Below are 16,384 nucleotides of genomic sequence, written 5' to 3'. Positions count from 1 at the left end.
GTATGCCCTTCTTCCGCCGCCCCGACTACAAGTCCGACGCCACGCAGTTCATCGACCAGCTCAAGGCCCAGCAGCCCGACCTGGAGGCGCGCCAGCGCGCCGGACGCGCGCTGCTGTGGGATAAGGCGGTCGACCGCAACGCCTGGTCCGAGTACCGCGCCGCGCGCGTGCCGCAAAAGCCCTACGTCTACCAGACCGACAACAGCTGAACGGCCGGCCAGCCGACACGGGCGCCGCACCATTGCGACACGCGCTGCCGCAGGCCGCCCCGGAGCCGGCCGAATCCACGCCCGACGTCGTGGACCAGGTCGCGCTGGCACGCCTGTATGGCGAACCGCTGTTCGCCATGCCGCAGGATCTCTACATCCCGCCGGATGCGCTGGAGGTGTTCCTGGAGGCCTTCGAAGGCCCGCTGGACCTGCTGCTCTACCTGATCCGCCGGCAGAACTTCAACATCCTCGACATCCCGATGGCCGCCGTCACGCGGCAATACCTGGACTACGTCGAGGAGATCCGCAGCCGCAACCTGGAGCTGGCCGCCGAGTACCTGCTGATGGCGGCCATGCTGATCGAGATCAAGTCGCGCATGCTGCTGCCGCCCAAGCCCGCGGCCGAGGGCGAGGAGCCCGAGGACCCGCGCGCCGAACTGGTGCGCCGGCTGCTGGAGTACGAGCAGATGAAGCTGGCTGGCGCCCGGCTGAACGCGCTGCCGCAGTTCGGCCGCGACTTCCTGAAGGCCCAGGCGACCATCGAGCAATCGCTGCAGCCGCGCTTTCCCGACGTCAGCCTGGAAGACCTGCAGCAGGCCTGGCACGACATCATGCGTCGCGCCAGGCTGGTGCAGCACCACCGGATCACGCGCGAGGAGCTGTCCGTGCGCGACTACATGACGCAGGTGCTGCGCACGCTGCAGGGCCGCAAGTTCGTCGAGTTCGAGGAGCTGTTCAACCCCGAGAAGGGCGGGCCGGTGCTGGTCGTGACCTTCATCGCGCTGCTCGAGCTGGCCAAGGAGACGCTGGTCGAGATCGTGCAGGCCGAGGCCTTCGCGCCGATCTACGTGCGGCTGGCGTACACGCCGGCCGCCTGACGACCGTCAGATGCCGTCGGCCGCCGGCTCGCGGCCCATCAGGGCGGCCACGGCCTCGTGCGGACGCATGCGCCCGTCCAGCAGGGCCACCACGCTCTCGGTGATCGGCATGCGCACGCCCAGCGCCGCGGCGCGCTGCAGCACCGTGCGCGCGCTGTAGACGCCCTCGGCCACGTGGCCGAGCGAGGCCATGGCCGCGTCCAGGCGCAGCCCCTGCGCCAGCAGCAGGCCGACCTTGCGGTTGCGGCTCAGGTCGCCGGTGGCCGTCAGCACCAGGTCGCCCAGACCCGACAGGCCCATGAAGGTCTCGGCATGCGCCCCCAGCGCCACGCCCAGCCGGCTCATCTCGGCCAGGCCGCGCGTGACCAGCGCGGCGCGCGCGTTCAGCCCCAGCGCCAGGCCGTCGCACAGGCCGGTCGCGATCGCCAGCACGTTCTTGACGGCGCCGCCGACTTCCACGCCGACCACGTCGTCACTGCTGTATACACGCAGCGTGGCGCCGTGGAAGGCCTGGACCAGCTGCTCGCGCAGGGCGGCATCGGCGCTGGCCGCGACCAGCGCGGTCGGCTGGCCGGCCGCGACCTCCTGCGCGAAGCTCGGCCCGCTCAGCACGCCGAAGGCCGCGCCGGCCCCACCAGCGACGTCGTGGAGCACCTCGTGCCCCAGCAGGCCGGCGCCGCCGGCCTCGAAGCCCTTGCACAGCCAGGCCAGAGGCCGGTCCAGCGGCACCAGTTCCGCCAGCATCGCGCGCAGGGCCGCCATCGGGGTGGCGACGACCAGCAGGTCCTGGGAGGCGCACAGCGGCGCCAGCGGGCCGTCCGCCAGCTGCAGCGGCGGGGGCAGCGCCGTGCCCGGCAGGTAGCGGGCGTTGACGCGGTCCGCCTGCATCTGCGCGCGTTGTGCCGGATCGCGTGCCCACAGCGTCACCGCATGGCTGCCGCCGTGCAGGCGGCTGGCATGCACGGCCAGCGCCGTGCCCCAGGCACCGGCTCCGAGCACCGCGATCCGCATGGCCTGCGCGGGCGAGCGCCGCCGGGCGGCTTACTGGACGGCCGGGACGGCGCCGCCGTTGGCGGCGGCCTGCTGCGCCTGCTGCTGCTCGTACATGGCCTGGAAGTTGATCTCGGCCAGATGCACCGGCGGGAAGCCGGCGCGCTGCACCAGGTCGGCCACGTTGCCGCGCAGGTAGGGGTAGACGATCTGCGGGCAGGCGATGCCCATGACGGGGCCCATCTGCTCCTGCGGCAGGTTGCGGATCTCGAAGATGCCGGCCTGCTTGGCCTCGACCAGGAACACGGTCTTGTCGCCGACGCGGGTGTGCACGGTGGCGGTCACGGCGACCTCGAAGATGCCGTCGGCCACGTTGGTGCCATCCACGCCGAGCTGGATGTCGACGTGCGGCTGCTCCTGCTGCAGCAGGATGGCCGGAGAGTTGGGCTGCTCCAGCGAAGCTTCCTTCAGGTAGATGCGCTGGATCTGGAACACGGGAGCTTGGGCTTGGGTCTCGTCGGCCATGAAATGCTTTCGGATGTACAAAACGAAGCCCGCCGGGAATGCACCCGCGGCGGGCGGAAAGTCAGCGGCGGATTATCGCCCGCCGGCGCCCTGCAGCAGCGGCACCAGGCCGCCGCGGCCGTCCAGCGCGATCAGGTCGTCGCAGCCGCCGACGTGGGTCTCGCCGATGAAGATCTGCGGCACGGTGCGCCGGCCGGTCAGATCCATCATCTTCTGGCGCTCGGCCGGATCGGTGTCCACGCGGATCTCCTCGATCTCGTCCACGCCCTTGGCCTTGAGGATCTGCTTGGCACGGATGCAATAGGGGCACACGGCCGTGGTGTACATGCGCACGTGCTGCATCAGGACTTCTCCACCGGCAGTTCGGCCGCGCGCCAGCCTTTCATGCCGCCGGCCACGGCCTGGGCCTTGTCGAAGCCCAGCTTCTTCGCGATGGCCACGGCGCGGTTGGCGCGCGCGCCGGTCGGGCAGATCAGCAGCAGGGGCACGCCCTTGTTCTTGACCTGGGTCGCCAGCTTGTCCTCCAGCTGGCCGAACGGGATGTGGCGGGCGCCGACCACGTGGCCGGCGGCGAATTCGGCGTCCTCCCCGACGTCGACCACGACGGCCTTCTCGCGGTTGATCAGCTGCACGGCGCCGGCCGGCGTCAGCCCGGAGGCACCGGTCGCGCCGGACAGCATGGGCCACAGCAGCAGGCTGCCGGACACCAAGGCCACCAGCACCAGCATCCAGTTGTCGATCACGAAATTCATCTGCACGCTTTCTCGTTGGCCGGCCAAGCCGGCAGGCGCGCGATTCTAGAATGGCAGGCTTCGCGCGCGCCGCGGCGCGCCGGCAATCCCCTGCAGCCCTTCCCCCGCCCGACCACCATGCACAAGCTCGTCCTGATCCGCCACGGCGAATCGACCTGGAACCTGGAAAACCGCTTCACCGGCTGGACCGACGTGGACCTGACCGACACCGGCATCGCGCAGGCCAAGAACGCCGGCCAGCTGCTGCGCGCCGAGGGCTACGACTTCGACCTGGCCTACACCAGCGTGCTCAAGCGTGCCACGCGCACGCTGTGGCACGTGCTGGACGAGATGGACCGCACCTGGCTGCCGGTGGTGCACAGCTGGCGCCTGAACGAGCGCCACTACGGCGCGCTGCAGGGCCTGAACAAGGCCGACATGGCCAAGCAGTACGGCGACGAGCAGGTGCTGGTCTGGCGCCGCAGCTACGACACCCCGCCGCCGGCGCTGGAGCCGACCGACCCGCGCAGCGAGCGCGGCGACGTGCGCTACGCCCGGCTCGAGCCCGGTCAGGTGCCGCTGACCGAATGCCTGAAGGACACGGTGGCCCGCGTGCTGCCGTTCTGGAACGAAGCCATGGCGCCGGCGATCCAGTCCGGCCGCCGCGTGGTCGTGGCCGCGCACGGCAACTCGATCCGCGCGCTGGTCAAGTACCTGGACGGCATCTCCGACAGCGACATCGTCGGCCTGAACATTCCCAACGGAATCCCGCTGGTTTACGAACTGGACGCCGAGCTGAAGCCGCTGCGCCACTACTATCTCGGCGACGCGCAGGCCGCAGCCGCCGCAGCGGCGGCCGTGGCCGCCCAGGGCCGCAAGGCCTGACGCCGGACCGGCTGCCGGGCACCGTTCTTTCCCGCCTTTCCAGCGGAACTGGCCGGCGATCCGGGATTCCAATCACACATTTGTCGCTTGCTGTCGGGGATTGCTCGCAATGGGTCAGAAACTGAAGATCGCCGGCTGGGTGGCAGCCGGTGCCCTGGCCGGGGCCATGACCACCGTGTCGCTGCAGACCGTGGCGCGCGGCGCCATGGCGCCGCTGCCGCTGGAGGAACTGCAGCAGCTCGCCGCGGTGTTCGGCATGGTCAAGAGCGACTACGTCGAGCCGGTCGACGAGAAGAAGCTGATCAGCGACGCGATCGCCGGCATGGTCGCCGGCCTCGATCCGCACTCGCAGTACTTCGACAAGAAGTCGTTCAAGGAATTCCGCGAGGGCACGACCGGCCGCTTCGTCGGCGTGGGCATCGAGATCTCGCAGGAGGACGGCCTGGTCAAGGTGGTCTCGCCGATCGAGGGCTCGCCGGCCTTCCGCGCCGGGCTGAAGCCCGGTGACCTGATCACCAAGATCGACGACACGGCCGTCAAGGGCCTGTCGCTGAACGACGCGGTCAAGCGCATGCGCGGCGAGCCGAACACCAAGGTCGAGCTGATGATCTTCCGCAAGGACGAGGACCGCACCTTTCCGGTCACGATCACGCGCGAGGAGATCCGCACCCAGTCGGTGCGCGGCAAGGTGGTCGAGCCCGGCTACGCCTGGATCCGGCTCAGCCAGTTCCAGGACCGCACGGTGGAGGACTTCGCGCACAAGCTGGAAGAGATCTACCGGCAGGACCCCGGCCTGAAGGGCCTGGTGCTGGACCTGCGCAACGACCCCGGCGGCCTGCTGGACGCGGCCGTGGCGGTGTCCTCGGCCTTCCTGCCCGAAGGCGTGACCGTGGTTTCCACGAACGGCCAGCTCGCCGACAGCAAGTTCACCTACAAGGCCGCGCCGGAGTACTACCTGCGCCGCGGCGGCACGGACCCGCTCAAGCGCCTGCCGGCGGCGCTGAAGAGCGTGCCGCTGGTGGTGCTGGTCAACGAGGGCTCGGCCTCGGCCAGCGAGATCGTCGCCGGCGCGCTGCAGGACCACAAGCGCGCCACCATCATGGGCAGCCAGACCTTCGGCAAGGGCTCGGTGCAGACCGTGCGCCCGCTGGGGCCCGACACCGGCCTGAAGCTGACCACCGCGCGCTACTACACGCCGAGCGGCAACTCCATCCAGGCCAAGGGCATCGTGCCCGACGTGATGGTGGACGAGACGGCCGAGGGCAGCCCGTTCGCCGCGCTGCGCACCCGCGAGGCCGACCTGGAAAAGCACCTGACCAGCGGCCAGGGCCCCGAGGTCAAGGACGCCGCGCGCGAGAAGGCGCGCGAGGACGCGCGCAAGCTGCTGGAAGAGGAAGCCAGGAAACCCGTGTCCGAGCGCCGGCCGCCGGAGTTCGGCTCGGACAAGGACTTCCAGCTCGCCCAGGCGCTGAACCAGCTCAAGGGCACCCCGGTGCTGGTCAGCAAGACGCTGACCGAGCGCCCGGCCGAGAAGAAGGACAACTGAGTCCCCGCCACCTCCGACGCGTGCGCAAGGCCCCGCGACGCGGGGCTTTGTCGTTGACGGCATGAACGACGACCAGCTCCTGCGCTACTCGCGCCACATCCTGCTCGACGAGATCGGCATCGACGGCCAGCAGCGCCTGCTGGCGGCGCATGCGTTGATCGTCGGCGCCGGCGGCCTGGGTTCGCCGGCCGCGCTGTACCTGGGCAGCGCCGGCGTGGGCCGGCTCACGCTGGTCGACGACGACACGGTGGACCTCACCAACCTGCAGCGCCAGATCGCCCATGCGACGGACCGCATCGGCCAGCCCAAGACCGCCTCGGTGCGCCAGGCCGTCGCGGCGCTGAACCCCGAGGTGCAGATCGAGACGGTGCAGCAGCGCGCCGACCCGGCGCTGCTGGACGCGCTGGTCGCCGCGGCCGACGTGGTGCTGGACTGCTGCGACAACTTCGCCACGCGCCAGGCCGTCAACGCGGCCTGCGTGCGCTGGCGCAGGCCGCTGGTCTCGGGCGCGGCGATCCGCTTCGATGCGCAGCTCGCGGTGTTCGACCCGCGCGACCCGGCCTCGCCCTGCTACGCCTGCCTGTTCCCGCCGGACAGCCCGCCCGAGGAAACGCGCTGCGCGACCATGGGCGTGCTGGCGCCGCTGGTCGGCGTGGTCGGCAGCCTGCAGGCCATGGAGGCGCTGAAGCTGCTCAGCGGCGCCGGGCCTGCGGCGGCCGGCCGGCTGCTGATGCTGGACGCGCGCCGCACCGAGTGGAGCACGCTGCGCGTGCCGCGCCAGCGCGGCTGCCCGGTCTGCGGCGGCCGCTGATCAGTGCGCACAGGGCCCGTGGCGGCGGCGGAACGTGTAGGGCCGCACCGCATCGGCACGGGCGAACAGGCCGCGCGCGGCGGCCCGCGCGGCCTGCTCCTCGCGCACGTAGGGCCCGGGGTTGTGCCGGTAGCGGTACGACCAGGCATGGCCCGCCCGCACCTGCAGCGCGCCCAGGTCCTGCCCGTGCAGCCAGACCCGCGCCAGCAGCCGGCCGTAGTTGTCCCGGCGCAGCCCCTGCACGCGCACCGGCTGGCCCAGCGCCTGCCGCGCCAGCGCCGAGCGGGCGGCCTCGCCGTGGGCCTGGCAGTGTTCCGGCGCGTCGATGCCGTGCAGCCGGATCTTGCGCGGCGCTCCGCCGGCGGCCGGCCGCACCCACAGCGTGTCGCCGTCGCTGACGTGGCTGACCTGGCCCGGCCAGGCCGCCCGTCCGCGCTCGGCGGCAGCGGCAGGCCATGCCCAGGACAGGACGGCGAGGCAGAGCAGCCACAGCACGCGGGAACGCAGAGACACGGAAGCGACGGACATGGGAAGAAAGCGAGTGGGAGAATGCGCGCGGCCCGACGAGGAGCGGGCCGCTCCGCATGATGCCTGAAACGCAGCCCCCGCCCCGGCGCGCCTGGCGCCGCTTCTTTCCGTTCCTGGCCTGGCCGCGGCCGGACTTCGCCACGCTGCAGGGCGAGGCGCTGGCCGGACTGACGGTCGGCATGATGGTGATTCCCCAGGGCGTGGCCTACGCGGCCCTGGCCGGCATGCCGCTGGTCACCGGCATCTACGCCTCCCTGCTGCCGGCGCTGGTGGCGGTGCTGTTCTCGGCCTCGGCGCGGCTGTCGGTCGGCCCGACGGCGCTGACCTGCCTGCTGATCGGCACGTCGCTGACCGGCATGGCCGAGCCGGGCAGCGCACGCTGGGTCGACCTCGCGGTCTGGCTGTCCCTGCTGTCGGGCCTGCTGCAGGTGGTGCTGGGCCTGGCGCGCTTCGGCTGGCTGCTGAACGTGGTCAGCGCGCCGGTGCTGACGGGCTTCACGCAGGCCGCGGCGGTGCTGATCCTGCTGTCGCAGCTGCCGCACCTGCTGGGCCTGGGCGGCGCCTGGACCGAGATCGCCAGCTGGCAGCGGCCGGACCTGCGCGCCGCGCTGCTGGGCCTGGGGGCGCTGGCGCTGCTGCAGCTGTCGCGGCGGCTGTCGCCGCGGCTGCCGGCGGTGGTGCTGGTGGTGCTGGCGGCGTCCGGCGTGTCCTGGCTGATCGGCTTCGAGGCGCACGGCGGCGCCGTCGTCGGCGCGCTGCCGGCCGGCGCGCCCCATCCGTACTGGCCGGGCTGGCCGGGCTGGCAGGCCTTCGGCCAGCTGCTGATGCCGGCGCTGGTGGTCACGCTGATCAGCTTCCTGGAGACGGCGTCCAGCGCCAAGGTCGACAGCCAGCGCGGCGGCCAGCGCTGGGACCAGGACCAGGACCTGATCGGCCAGGGCCTGGCCAAGCTGGCGTCCGGCCTGTCGGGGGCGTTCCCGACCAGTTCCTCCTTCTCGCGCTCGGCGCTGAACCTGTACGCCGGCGCGCGCACCGGCTGGGCCACGGTGTTCGCGGTGGTGGTGGTGCTGGCGGCGCTGCTGTGGTTCACGCCGCTGCTGCACCACGTGCCCAAGGCGGTGCTGGCCGCGGTGGTGGTGGTGGCCACGGTCGGCCTGCTCAGGCCCGCCGCGTTCGTGCGGCTGTGGCGCATCTCGCGCGTGGAGGCGGTGACGGCCGGCGTGACATTCGGCGTCACGGTGCTGTCGGCGCCGGCGCTGTACTGGGGCGTGATCGCCGGGCTGCTGATGAGCCTGTCCCACTTCCTGTACCAGCGGCTGCATCCGCGCATCATCGAGGTCGGCCTGCATCCGGACGGCAGCCTGCGCGACCGGCACCTGTGGCAGCTGCCGCCGCTGGCGCCGCAGCTGTACGCGCTGCGCATGGACGGCGGGCTGAACTTCGCCTCGGCCGCGGCCTTCGAGCGCAACATCCTGGAGCACCTGGCCGACGATCCGCAGGTGCGCCACGTCTGCCTGTTCGCGCTGTCGATCAACCACATCGACGCGACCGGCGCCGAGATGTTCGGCCAGCTGCGCAAGACCCTGCGCGAGCGGCGCATCTGCCTGCACCTCGCCGGCGTCAAGCTGCCGGTGGAACGCGTACTGCTGCGGGCCGGGGAGCTGCCCGCACCCGGCGCGCCGGCCGATCCGCTGCTCCATCTGTACCGGACCGACGCCGAGGCCCTGGCGGCCTTCCAGCGCATGCGCGGGCACTCGCCCGAATATTCGATCTGAGCGCTTGCCGGTACCGGCCCCGCGCACCGCAGGCGCCCGGTCAGCCGCCGATGGACGGCCACGGCACCGTCACGATCCATCCCTCCAGCGGATCGAGCTGCGGCGGCAGGCCGTACAGCGGCGCGCCGTCGCGGTGCCGCGCCAGCGCCCAGCCGGCCTGCAGCAGGCACAGCGCGGCGTCCAGCCGGTCGCCACTGGCGTCGGCCACGAGTTCCAGGGCCTGGTCCGCCGTGCAATCGAGCGACAGCCCGAGCGAGGACGCGCCGGCGCCGCTGCGCAGCGCGTCGACCAGCGCGCGGCGCGCCTGCTGCCGCTCGGGCGTCTGCCGCGCGCGGTCGTCGCTCTTGTAGCTGCGCCGGCCGATGAGGGCGCGCGCCAGCAGGCCGGGATAGGCCTCCAGCCCCACGCGCCTGGCCGCGGCGCCGGGCGGCGGAGGCGGCATCAGGCCGGGCAGGTGCACGCCGGCCTGCAGCAGCAGCGGCACACCGGCATGCAGCATGAAGGCCACCGGCGGGTTGACCCATTTCATCGACGGGCTGGCGCCGGCCGGCCGGTCGACCGCGCGGTGCGCGAACTTGGCGCCGGCCGGCCGCGCCGCGCACCAGGCCACGAAGCAGGCGCGGATCTCGGCGCGCGTGAGGCCGGCGTAGTGGCGCATGCAGGCCTGCCAGTCGGTCGGCCAGCCCAGCGCCTGGACCAGCGTGCGCGGCAGCCCGAACGGCAGGTCGAAGCCGCCGACCCAGTCGCGCGGCGCGGCCAGCCAGTCCGCGAACGCCGCCAGCGTGTCGCAGCGGACGAAGCCGTGCAGGCGCACGGCGCGCCCGTCCAGCGCGCCCAGGGCCAGCACGATGGGCTTGCGCCGGCCCGGGCTGCTGCTGAAGTCGCAGCCCAGCAGCGCGGGATTCAGCGGTTCCAGCACTCCTGCACGCCGAGCACGGCGCCCGTCACGCCGCGCTGGCCGGTGTGCGTCAGCGTGTAGCTGCCGCACTTGTCGCCGGCCTGGCTGCCGGCCGGCGTGGCGGTCAGCGTGAAGGCCGTGCCCGTCGTCGAGGCCACGGAGATGGTGTAGCGGCCCGACGGCACGCGCGTCAGATTCGCCGGGAACGCCGCCGCCAGCGGATAGCTCCCCATCGCCGTCGCCGCGCGCTCCATCCACTGCGCGGCCTGCTGCAGGCCGGCGCGCGCCTCGGCCCGCGCGCCGCGCCGCACGTATTCGATGTAGCTGGGCAGCGCGATCGCGGCCAGGATGGCGACGATGGCCACCGTGATCATGAGCTCGATCAGCGTGAAGCCCCGCTGGGGCTGCCGGCGACGGGCGCGGCGAAGCGGTCCGCGCCTCATTGCAGCTGGCGCCAGCTGGGCCGCAGCGGGGTTTCGGGCATCAGGCGCAGCCGGTCCACCACGCCGCTGATCCGCAGCTCGTGGGTTCCCGTGCGCACCCGGTTCTCGGCGCCGGAGGCCACCATGCGCGACGCCCCCCGGTCGGCGGCGTTGTAGTAGCCGTCGCCATTGGTGTCCAGGATCTGCACGCTCGGCCGCTTGCCGTCCATGATGTTCAGCAGCGTGCGAAAGTTCTTCTGCGCGGTCGAGGACGGCGAGCAGCTTTCTCCGCCCGTGCCGCTGCCGGTGCCCGGCACCAGGGAGATCAGTTCGATGTTGTTGCTGCCGTCGTAGAAGCTCATCTGGCCCAGCATCCGTTCGCCGCGCTCCGGCAGGTTCAGGTACCAGCCCTTCTTGGCGTCGTTGCCTGTGTACTGCACGTCGTTCTGGCTCACGGTCCAGAACGTGCGCGTCGCGCTGTCGCCAGTGCCGGAAATCTCGGCGGCGTCCACGCGCTGCTCGACCAACTGGCTCACGCCGGTCCCCACCGGCGTCGGCGTGGCGGCGTCCGCGTCGATCACGACCTTGCGGTCCGACAGCTTGTAGCGCGTGTTGTCCAGCACCGCGTAGACGGTCTGCACGGAGGTGTCGACCCGGTCCCCCTCGGTCAGGTTGCGGCCGGTGCCGAAGGCCACCATCAGTCCGCCGGCGCCGCGGTCGTTGGCGCGCACCAGCGGCGGCGACGTGATCGGCTGCGGCGTACTGACGCTGCCCTCGGTGTGGACGGCCGTGTACAGCGGCCGGCTGCCGAAGGCCACGCCCCAGCCGGACGGATCGGCGGCCGACACGTCGAACTTCCACAGGTTGCCGTGCAGGTCGCCGGCGTAGACCACGTCCGGCGTGCCGTCGCCGTTGATGTCCACCAGGCGCGGAGCCGACAGGCCGTTGGCGTCGCCGGCGGTGTTGCCGGCCGCGATCTTGACCAGCGCCCGGTCGCCGTCCAGGTACTGGATCAGCAGCACCGGCCGCTCGCTGGTGCTGTTGTAGCCATTGCCCATGACCGCGGCCCAGCGTCCGTCGTTCATGCGCACGATCTGCGTGGTCTGGCGCGGGTTGCCGTCCTCCAGCACCGGGTTGGCCATGATGTGGCCGATGTCGGCATCCACCGCCACCGAGCCCGCCGCCGCGGTCTTGTCCATCACCACCAATTGCTCCGCATTGGCCTTCAGCAGGTTCGACGGCACGGCGCTGTTGTCGGTCGCGGTACTGCCCGGCGCGGTCACGTCCAGCACGAAATAACCCTTGCCGCCGGCGCCCAGCGTGCCGACCAGCAGCGTGCGCCAGTCGGGATCGGTGGCGTTCCCCAGGTTCACGTCGCCGCTGAACGGCGAGCCGTCCACGTAGTAGCGGTGCTGGTAGTCGCTCCGGGTCAGCAGCGGCAGGTTCGCGATCACGCCCTTCGGCACGTAGGCGAGCTTCTCGCTGCCGTCCGCGCCCGAGAAGCCGTGCAGCATGCCGTCGTTGCCGCCGACGTAGACCATGGGCAGGCGCTTGGCATGGCGCTTCGCGAAATCGGCGTAGCGATCGAAGCTGTAGTTGCCGACCGGCTCGGCGACATACCACAGCGCCGAGTTGACGATGTCGCCCTGGCGCGAGCCGCGCGTGCGGAACGCCACGCCTTCCACGCTCCGGCCTTCCTGCCTGCGGTCGCCGCGGATGAAGTTCAGGCGCTCGCGCGCGACGGCGTCGGACACCGTGCCGGCCCCCTGGGCCTTCAGCAGGGCCTTCTGCGCGGTGCTCAGATAGGTTTCGCCGGAGGCCCATTCGAACGACGTGCCGCCACCGCCGGTCTCCAGGTCGCGCCAGGTCAGGATCAGCCGGTCGTCGATGCCGGCGGCGGTCAGCGCGTCGAGCTTGTCGGCCGTGGTCCGGCTCGTCCCCGTGCCCCAGCCGCCGTAGGGCGTCGCGGCGCCGGTTTCCGCTGCCAGCGTGTCGGCTTTCACGTGGCCGGTCCACTGGGCGGCCTCGTAGCCGGACGTGTACTGCACCGCGGCCGTCTGGGCGACCGAGGAGGCCGAGTTCGCGAAGCTGGTGACCGGCAACCCGGCGTCGGTCACGATCGCGCTGAAGATGTCCTGGAATGCCCGGATCAGGCCATCCGAATCGGTGGCCGGAATGAAGCGCCCGCGGCCGGCCAGCGCCATCTGCCACAGCTCCATTCTTTTGGCATCGATGGAGTCGTTGGGATTCGCCCAGGTGACGGCACCGGTCACGAGCTTGGGGAAATCGCCGCCGAACGTATCGTTGGTGGCGGCGTCCCACACCGGCGCACCGGCCCACGACGACGCGTCGCGGAAACCGATCGTATAGGTCGTGATGTTCTGCCAGGTCGCCGGATTGTTCCGGGGGTTCCAGTACTCCGGAAGCGCCACCCGGATCCCGCCGGCCTCGTAGGTCTGCGACCCTGGCTGCCGGATCTGCGGGGCAAGATTGTTCGCCAGCCCCGTCGCCAGGTCCGTGGACCAGTAGTAGAAGGCCAGGTCCGCCAGCGTCGGCGCGGCGCTGCTGCGGTACAGGCGGGTGACGGGACTGCCCGCGTCGTAGAGTTCGCCATCGGGGAGGGTCATGGTCTGCGAATCGTGGTTGCCGTAGGCATCGCCGCGGGTAGGCGGAGTGACGTTCCATTCACCGTCCGTCATCAGGATGACGTAATTGCGGCGGCAACTCTGGACCGTTCCGAGAGCCGTTCCGGGAACCTCGGCCCATGGGCCGTACGGATCGCTCACCGAGGCATTGCGCAGATACTGGCCGATCTGGTTGTAGGTCTCGTGGGTCGGCGTGCCGTAGGCGCCGTTGTCGTAGCCCAGCTGGCCGGCGGTCTCCGCCTCCCTGGCCGGTCCAACCCATGTCAGGAACCTGGCGCGATGGGCTGCGTCGAGCACACGCACCGCATGGCAGCCACTGGTGTTGCTGCCCACGACCTGGCACTGGTTGAACGTGTTCCAGCCGAGCCGCACGGAGCCATCCGGCACGACCTGCGTGTCGGCGTCGAAGATGGTGTGCAGGGCCGTCTTCAGGGCCCGCATGCCGCTGAGCGAATTGGCCGCCGTGCCCATGCTCCCGGAATCGTCCATCGACAGGATCACGTTCGGCGCCGGCTGCCGGCTGGCCGAGCCGGCCGGGTACTGCGCCAGTGGCAGCTGCGCGGCGAACGACGCCGGCGGCACGCCCAGGGCGGCGATCAGCACGCACAGCAGCGAGCGGCGGGCCGTGGGATGTGGACGCATCGGGGCCTCCTTCAGTTCTTCAGCTTCTGGTGGGCGAAGGTCGACTGCAGCACGACCTGCGTGCGCTGGTTCGGGCCGCGCGCGATGGCTGTGATGCGGTAGACGACGTTGGGATTCAGGTTCAGGTCCATCTTGGATCGGTCGGTCAGCAAACCTGCCTCGCTCCTGTCGTAGGGCATGACCTCGATCCAGTACCAGGCACCGCCGTCGCTGGCGTTGCGGCTGGCGAGCAGCGGGTTCGCCAAGGCGGCACTGCCGCCGGCGGACAGCGCGCCGGTGTATTCGCCATAGCGCGCGCCCACGCCGTCGGCCGTCATCTCCGTCATGGCCGCCGCGTCGTTCCAGAAGTCCTGCTCGCCGGTGCGCTTCTGGCAGATGCCCTGCAGGCAGCGGGTCGGGGCCGTGTCCAGCCGCCCCAGCAGGGTGCCCAGATCCTTGTCCTCGTCGATGAACCGCAGCGTCGCGCCACGGCGGCAGATCCGGACGTCGCTGGCCGACGGCACGCAGTTCGTGCCGTCGGCGTGCGTGCCGCGGATGTCTTGCTCCGCGTCCTGGATCATGGCCTGCGCCGCCTCGAAGGCGCGCTGGTAGCTGGCATCGTTGCCGACCAGCGCCTCGTTGACCAGCGAGGAGCGGAACGCCCACAGCGCCAGCAGCGACGACAGCAGCACCACGACCATCACCACCAGCAGCGCGATGCCGCGTGCGCGCCGGCGCGCGCCCATGCCCGACGGCGCGGCGCGCCTCATCGCGGCGCCCCCTGCGCGCGCAGCTGGAAGGTGTTGCGGAACACCAGGCGCAGGCGGTTGCCCATGCCGGTCTCGGCGTCATTGCAGTCGCGGTAGGTCGCGCTCGCGGTGTCCAGCGGCTCGTCGCCGACGAGCTCCAGGCACACATCCACCGCGACCACGCTGGGCCATTCGCCGTTCACCCCGGCCGCGTCGACGCGCCGCACCACCGCATTGCCCGAGGCGTCCAGCCCTTGCAGCAGATAGCGCACCTGGAAATCGGCCACGTTGCCGATCACCGCTTCCGTGCGGCCGTCGGCGCCTGCGCATTCCAGTTCGCCGCTGACGGCGCCGCTCGGGCGGTTCAGCCGGAAGCTGCTCTGGATCGCCAGGTCGGACGGCTGGCGGCCCAGGCAGTCGCGCAGCAGGGACTGCGCCTGCTCCTGGCCGTGCAGCTGCTCCTTGTAGTTCTGGTAGCCGACCCGCAGCGGATGGCTGGCGTCCCGGCCCAGCGTGTCCTGCGTGCGGTCGAAGCTGGTCTCGAAGGCCACGCTGTCCAGCGCCTCGACGCCCTGCTCGCTGCCCTCGCCGGGCTTGCCGAACGCCAGGTTCAGCCGCACCGAACCGGCCTGGCGCACCTGCGTGCCGATCACGCGCAGCGCATGGGCGGCCTGCTGCTGCAGCTGGCTCGCATCGCCGACCGTGCCGGACACGCCGCGCGACACCAGCAGCGCGCCCAGCGCCACGGCCACGACCATCAGGCCGATGGCCAGGCCGACCATCAGCTCGACCAGGGTGGCCCCCTTCTGCGCGGAGGGCGGAGGAACGGCGCGCCGCGGCTTCATGGGCAGTACACCAGCGGGTCGGTCCCGCCACCGAGCGCGTCGGCCGTGCAGCGCAGCGTGGGCACCAGGTACTGCAGGTGGCAGATCCGCTCCGCCGGACAGGCGACGGCCACGGAACCGCCGCCGGCGCCACTGGCGGCGCTGGCCGGCGGCATGGCGAACGGCGCCTTGTACTGCGCGGTTTGCGCGGCGGTAGCGCCCTCGCGCTCGTTCTCGCGCCAGCTGATCATCACGCCCAGCATCGGGCGGCTGTTGGCGCTGCCGGCATCGGCGGCGCGGAACACCCGGGCATCGCCCAGCGGCATCGTGGCCTGCACCGTGTCCTTCCACCGCAGCACGTCGTGACGCGCCAGGTTGGCCGCCGTGCAGCCGGCCGAGCAGTCGGGCACGGCACCGGCCACCGCGCCCCAGTCGACGACGTACTGGTCCAACACCGCTTCCGTCAGCGCGCTGGGATTGGTCTTGATGCGCTCGCTCAGGTCCTCGATCAGCCGCAGCGCCTGCGCGCGCCGCACCGCCGTCTGCGTGTCCGACAGCGTGCGCAGCTGCACCCCGAGGATGCCGAGCACGCCCAGCGCCACCAGCACGATCGCGATCAGGGACTCCAGCAGCGTGAAGCCCTGCTGCCGCCCGCGCCCGCCGCTCAGGCACATGTGGCGACTCCCGGCCGGGCGCGGACCCGGCCGCCGGCGCCGATGCACAGCGCGCCGACCACCGGGGAGCCGCTGCGCGCGGGTGCGACCGCGAAGCCGAGCGCGCCGCCCTGCAGCTCGCCCCAGCGCGAGAGCCGGTAGGCGCCATCGCCGTTCAGGTTGGTGAAACGCAGGCCGCGCGTGGGCGGCGAGACGCGCAGCGTGGCCTCCCCCTCGCCCAGCACGCCGTCGCCGTTGGCATCGTCGAACACCGTCCAGCCGCAGGACCAGTCGGCCGCATCGTCGGCCGGCGACGCGCATTCGCCCCCAGCGGGCGCGTTGCGCACCACCGCGACGCCGCCGCCGCGCTTGATCGCCTCCGAGCGCGCATAGGCGAAGGTCGCCGCCATTTCCTCGGTGGCCTGGCGCACGCGCCAGCGTTCGATCACTGGCACCAGGCTGGGGCCCGCCAGCGCGGCCAGCACCGCCAGCACGGCCACGACCACCATCAGTTCGATGGCCGTGAAGCCGCGGGACGAGGACGGAAAGCCGCAGGACGGGCACAGCATGACGGATCGAATGCTAACCGGCGGCGCGGCGAATCAGGCACGCCGCCCGCCCGCCATAGCGGGCGCAGCCCCGCACGACGAGCAGCCGGCCCCGCGCAGCCCTTGCGCCAGCCCTGCGAATGCCG

18 protein-coding genes are annotated in these 16,384 nt (G+C 71.8%); 6 read left to right on the top strand and 12 right to left on the bottom strand.

Going from position 1 to position 16,384, the window contains the following annotated elements; translation table 11 throughout:
- The first annotated feature begins 2 nt into the window (after window positions 1-2).
- A complete protein-coding gene (locus QM782_RS12255; protein ID WP_415203188.1) occupies window positions 3-209 on the top strand; it encodes a DUF3460 family protein in 207 nt (68 codons plus the stop codon).
- A gap of 32 nt (window positions 210-241) precedes the next feature.
- Window positions 242-1,087: a segregation and condensation protein A gene (locus QM782_RS12250; RefSeq protein ID WP_415203187.1), complete on the top strand. Its 846-nt coding sequence runs from the start codon at window positions 242-244 to the stop codon at window positions 1,085-1,087.
- Between the two features lie 6 nt (window positions 1,088-1,093).
- Here QM782_RS12250 and QM782_RS12245 read toward each other — a convergent pair whose 3' ends face one another.
- The 4 genes from QM782_RS12245 to QM782_RS12230 form a co-directional block, all read right to left on the bottom strand.
- Complete coding sequence (locus QM782_RS12245; RefSeq protein WP_415203186.1) at window positions 1,094-2,098, bottom strand: NAD(P)H-dependent glycerol-3-phosphate dehydrogenase; 1,005 nt, start codon at window positions 2,096-2,098, stop codon at window positions 1,094-1,096.
- Between the two features lie 30 nt (window positions 2,099-2,128).
- Window positions 2,129-2,602: a protein-export chaperone SecB gene (secB, locus tag QM782_RS12240; RefSeq protein WP_415203185.1), complete on the bottom strand. Its 474-nt coding sequence runs from the start codon at window positions 2,600-2,602 to the stop codon at window positions 2,129-2,131.
- A 72-nt stretch (window positions 2,603-2,674) separates the two neighbouring features.
- Complete coding sequence (gene grxC, locus QM782_RS12235; protein WP_415203184.1) at window positions 2,675-2,944, bottom strand: glutaredoxin 3; 270 nt, start codon at window positions 2,942-2,944, stop codon at window positions 2,675-2,677.
- On the bottom strand, window positions 2,944-3,354 hold the full coding sequence (locus QM782_RS12230) for a rhodanese-like domain-containing protein (RefSeq protein ID WP_415205639.1): 411 nt from the start codon (window positions 3,352-3,354) through the stop codon (window positions 2,944-2,946). The genes grxC and QM782_RS12230 overlap by 1 nt, the downstream gene beginning before the upstream one ends.
- Before the next feature lie 117 nt (window positions 3,355-3,471).
- Between QM782_RS12230 and gpmA the strand changes: the two genes are divergently transcribed.
- From gpmA to QM782_RS12215, 3 genes are all read left to right on the top strand, one after another.
- A complete protein-coding gene (gene gpmA / locus QM782_RS12225) occupies window positions 3,472-4,218 on the top strand; it encodes a 2,3-diphosphoglycerate-dependent phosphoglycerate mutase (protein ID WP_415203183.1) in 747 nt (248 codons plus the stop codon).
- A 109-nt stretch (window positions 4,219-4,327) separates the two neighbouring features.
- The gene (locus QM782_RS12220) at window positions 4,328-5,764 is read left to right on the top strand and encodes a S41 family peptidase (protein ID WP_415203182.1); all 1,437 of its coding nucleotides are present in this window, start codon (window positions 4,328-4,330) and stop codon (window positions 5,762-5,764) included.
- 61 nt (window positions 5,765-5,825) lie between these two features.
- Entirely contained in the window at window positions 5,826-6,575 is a 750-nt protein-coding gene (locus QM782_RS12215) for a HesA/MoeB/ThiF family protein (RefSeq protein WP_415203181.1), read from the top strand.
- Here the strand turns inward: QM782_RS12215 and QM782_RS12210 are convergent, their stop codons facing one another.
- Entirely contained in the window at window positions 6,576-7,088 is a 513-nt protein-coding gene (locus QM782_RS12210; protein ID WP_415203180.1) for a thermonuclease family protein, read from the bottom strand.
- A 71-nt stretch (window positions 7,089-7,159) separates the two neighbouring features.
- On the opposite strand from QM782_RS12210, the gene QM782_RS12205 reads away from it, so the two are divergent.
- Window positions 7,160-8,878, top strand: a complete 1,719-nt coding sequence (locus tag QM782_RS12205; protein ID WP_415203179.1) for a SulP family inorganic anion transporter — start codon at window positions 7,160-7,162, stop codon at window positions 8,876-8,878.
- Window positions 8,879-8,918: 40 nt separating this feature from the next.
- Here QM782_RS12205 and QM782_RS12200 read toward each other — a convergent pair whose 3' ends face one another.
- From QM782_RS12200 to QM782_RS12170, 7 genes are read right to left on the bottom strand one after another with little or no spacing between them, the layout of a single operon-like run.
- On the bottom strand, window positions 8,919-9,797 hold the full coding sequence (locus tag QM782_RS12200; RefSeq protein WP_415203178.1) for a DUF429 domain-containing protein: 879 nt from the start codon (window positions 9,795-9,797) through the stop codon (window positions 8,919-8,921).
- Window positions 9,782-10,219 carry a type IV pilin protein gene (locus tag QM782_RS12195; RefSeq protein ID WP_415203177.1) on the bottom strand — a complete coding sequence of 146 codons (438 nt, stop codon included), beginning with the start codon at window positions 10,217-10,219 and terminating at the stop codon, window positions 9,782-9,784. The genes QM782_RS12200 and QM782_RS12195 overlap by 16 nt, the downstream gene beginning before the upstream one ends.
- Window positions 10,216-13,485, bottom strand: a complete 3,270-nt coding sequence (locus QM782_RS12190; protein ID WP_415203176.1) for a pilus assembly protein — start codon at window positions 13,483-13,485, stop codon at window positions 10,216-10,218. The genes QM782_RS12195 and QM782_RS12190 overlap by 4 nt, the downstream gene beginning before the upstream one ends.
- Before the next feature lie 11 nt (window positions 13,486-13,496).
- Window positions 13,497-14,234 (bottom strand): PilX N-terminal domain-containing pilus assembly protein, encoded by a 738-nt coding sequence (locus QM782_RS12185; protein WP_415203175.1) that lies wholly within the window; start codon window positions 14,232-14,234, stop codon window positions 13,497-13,499.
- Window positions 14,231-15,058: a prepilin-type N-terminal cleavage/methylation domain-containing protein gene (locus QM782_RS12180; RefSeq protein WP_415203174.1), complete on the bottom strand. Its 828-nt coding sequence runs from the start codon at window positions 15,056-15,058 to the stop codon at window positions 14,231-14,233. The genes QM782_RS12185 and QM782_RS12180 overlap by 4 nt, the downstream gene beginning before the upstream one ends.
- Window positions 15,055-15,711 (bottom strand): type IV pilus modification protein PilV, encoded by a 657-nt coding sequence (pilV, locus tag QM782_RS12175; protein WP_415203173.1) that lies wholly within the window; start codon window positions 15,709-15,711, stop codon window positions 15,055-15,057. The genes QM782_RS12180 and pilV overlap by 4 nt, the downstream gene beginning before the upstream one ends.
- The gene (locus QM782_RS12170; RefSeq protein WP_415203172.1) at window positions 15,702-16,259 is read right to left on the bottom strand and encodes a GspH/FimT family pseudopilin; all 558 of its coding nucleotides are present in this window, start codon (window positions 16,257-16,259) and stop codon (window positions 15,702-15,704) included. Before QM782_RS12170 ends, pilV begins: the two co-directional genes overlap by 10 nt.
- Window positions 16,260-16,384 lie beyond the last annotated feature (125 nt).

Source organism: Pseudorhodoferax sp., from assembly GCF_047601025.1.
Lineage (GTDB): Bacteria > Pseudomonadota > Gammaproteobacteria > Burkholderiales > Burkholderiaceae_C > Pseudorhodoferax.
This window is presented reverse-complemented; position numbering and strand designations above follow the sequence as displayed.

Bases quoted from the DNA above. Each gene is read 5' to 3' on its own strand.
- QM782_RS12195 (WP_415203177.1), bottom strand. From the start codon at position 10,219: ATGAGGCGCGGACCGCTTCGCCGCGCCCGTCGCCGGCAGCCCCAGCGG.
- pilV (WP_415203173.1), bottom strand. From the start codon at position 15,711: ATGTGCCTGAGCGGCGGGCGCGGGCGGCAGCAGGGCTTCACGCTGCTG.
- QM782_RS12220 (WP_415203182.1), top strand. From the start codon at position 4,328: ATGGGTCAGAAACTGAAGATCGCCGGCTGGGTGGCAGCCGGTGCCCTG.
- QM782_RS12230 (WP_415205639.1), bottom strand. From the start codon at position 3,354: ATGAATTTCGTGATCGACAACTGGATGCTGGTGCTGGTGGCCTTGGTG.
- gpmA (WP_415203183.1), top strand. From the start codon at position 3,472: ATGCACAAGCTCGTCCTGATCCGCCACGGCGAATCGACCTGGAACCTG.
- QM782_RS12255 (WP_415203188.1), top strand. From the start codon at position 3: ATGCCCTTCTTCCGCCGCCCCGACTACAAGTCCGACGCCACGCAGTTC.
- QM782_RS12205 (WP_415203179.1), top strand. From the start codon at position 7,160: ATGATGCCTGAAACGCAGCCCCCGCCCCGGCGCGCCTGGCGCCGCTTC.
- QM782_RS12185 (WP_415203175.1), bottom strand. From the start codon at position 14,234: ATGAGGCGCGCCGCGCCGTCGGGCATGGGCGCGCGCCGGCGCGCACGC.
- QM782_RS12180 (WP_415203174.1), bottom strand. From the start codon at position 15,058: ATGAAGCCGCGGCGCGCCGTTCCTCCGCCCTCCGCGCAGAAGGGGGCC.
- QM782_RS12245 (WP_415203186.1), bottom strand. From the start codon at position 2,098: ATGCGGATCGCGGTGCTCGGAGCCGGTGCCTGGGGCACGGCGCTGGCC.
- QM782_RS12170 (WP_415203172.1), bottom strand. From the start codon at position 16,259: ATGCTGTGCCCGTCCTGCGGCTTTCCGTCCTCGTCCCGCGGCTTCACG.
- grxC (WP_415203184.1), bottom strand. From the start codon at position 2,944: ATGCAGCACGTGCGCATGTACACCACGGCCGTGTGCCCCTATTGCATC.
- secB (WP_415203185.1), bottom strand. From the start codon at position 2,602: ATGGCCGACGAGACCCAAGCCCAAGCTCCCGTGTTCCAGATCCAGCGC.
- QM782_RS12215 (WP_415203181.1), top strand. From the start codon at position 5,826: ATGAACGACGACCAGCTCCTGCGCTACTCGCGCCACATCCTGCTCGAC.
- QM782_RS12190 (WP_415203176.1), bottom strand. From the start codon at position 13,485: ATGCGTCCACATCCCACGGCCCGCCGCTCGCTGCTGTGCGTGCTGATC.